The 1,450-nt window shown below is 67.7% G+C and carries 1 protein-coding gene; it reads left to right on the plus strand.

Translation table 11 applies throughout. The features are described from left to right. Nucleotides 1-1,450: condensation domain-containing protein (locus ACFWSK_RS37780; protein ID WP_383796726.1), on the plus strand; the 1,450-nt coding region annotated here is incomplete at both ends.

Genomic DNA, 1,450 nt, shown 5'->3' on the forward strand with positions numbered 1-1,450 from the left:
CGTACCCGCCTGGTGGCGGACGCGGAGGGCGTGGCCCACCAGGTGATCGACCCGCCGACCGCCTTCTCGCTGCCGGTGGTGGACGTATCCGGCAGTGACGATCCCCTGCGAGCGACGGAACGGCTGGTCGCGACGGATGCCCTGGCGGCCTTCGACCTCGCGACCGGTCCGCTCGTCCGGGCCTTCCTCATCCGTCTGGCCGACGAGGAACACGTTCTGGCCCTGTCGATGCAGCATGTGGTGTTCGACGAGTGGTCGGGTCGCATCCTGCGACGCGAGCTGGCGGCCCTGTACGAGGCGTTCCGTGTGGGCCGGCCGGACCCGCTGCCGCCGCTGCCGGTGCAGTACGCCGACTTCGCGGTGTGGCAACGCACGTGGCTGGACGGCGAGGTGCTGGAACAACAACTCGACTACTGGCGGGCCAATCTGGCGGGCCTCCCGCAGTTGGAGCTGCCGACTGATCGGCCACGTCCGCCGGTGCGCTCGACCGAAGGTGCGGCAACTCGCTTCACCGTGTCGGCGGAGACCGCGGACGCGTTGCGCGCGGTGGCTCGCGAGGGCGGCGCGACGATGTTCATGACGCTCCTTGCTGCCTTCGACGTGCTACTGAGCCGGTACGCGGGCTCGGAGGACGTAGTGGTGGGCACGCCGGTCGCGAACCGGAACCGTGCGGAGACCGAGGACCTGATTGGTCTCTTCGTCAACACGCTCGTGCTGCGCACCGACCTGTCCGGCGACCCGACCTTCGGTGAGCTCCTCGGCCGGGTGAGGAATGCCGCTCTCGGTGCCTACGCTCACCAGGACGTCCCGTTCGAGCAGCTGGTGGACGACCTCGTCACGGAGCGGGACCGTGCGCGCAGCCCGCTCTTCCAGGTGTTCTTCAACTATGCGAAGGAAGATCCGCGCGACGACGCGAACCTGCTCGAGCAGGGCGAGGCCGAGAGCCGGCCGAGAGAAGACATACGGATCAAGGGGTCGGCCGCCGGGGCTCGGCTCGCCCTCTTCGACCTGACGCTGAGGTTCGGTGACACGGGCGAAGGCGGCCTGTCTGGCGAGATCGAGTACAGCACCGCGCTGTTCGACCAGGCGACGGTCGAGGCGATGGCCCGCCACCTGGTCACCGTGCTGGACACCGTTGCGCTCGATGTGGGTGTGCGGGTGGGGGATGTGTCGGTGTTGTCGGTGGGTGAGCGTGAGTTGGTGGTGGAGGGGTGGAATGGTTTGTCGGTGGGGTTGCCGTTGGTGGGTGGTGTGCATGAGTTGGTTGCTGAGTGGGCTGTGGTGTCGCCGGATGCGGTGGCTGTGGTGTGGGGTGATGAGTGTGTGACGTATGGGGGTTTGATGGGTCGGGCGAGTCGTTTGGCGCATTATTTGCGTGGGGTGGGGGTGGGTGCGGAGTCGGTGGTGGGTTTGTGTGTGGGGCGTGGTGTGGGGTTGGTGGTTGCGGTGT

Origin of the sequence: Streptomyces sp. NPDC058620 (assembly GCF_042717135.1) — a bacterium.
In the GTDB taxonomy this organism is placed as follows: domain Bacteria; phylum Actinomycetota; class Actinomycetes; order Streptomycetales; family Streptomycetaceae; genus Streptomyces.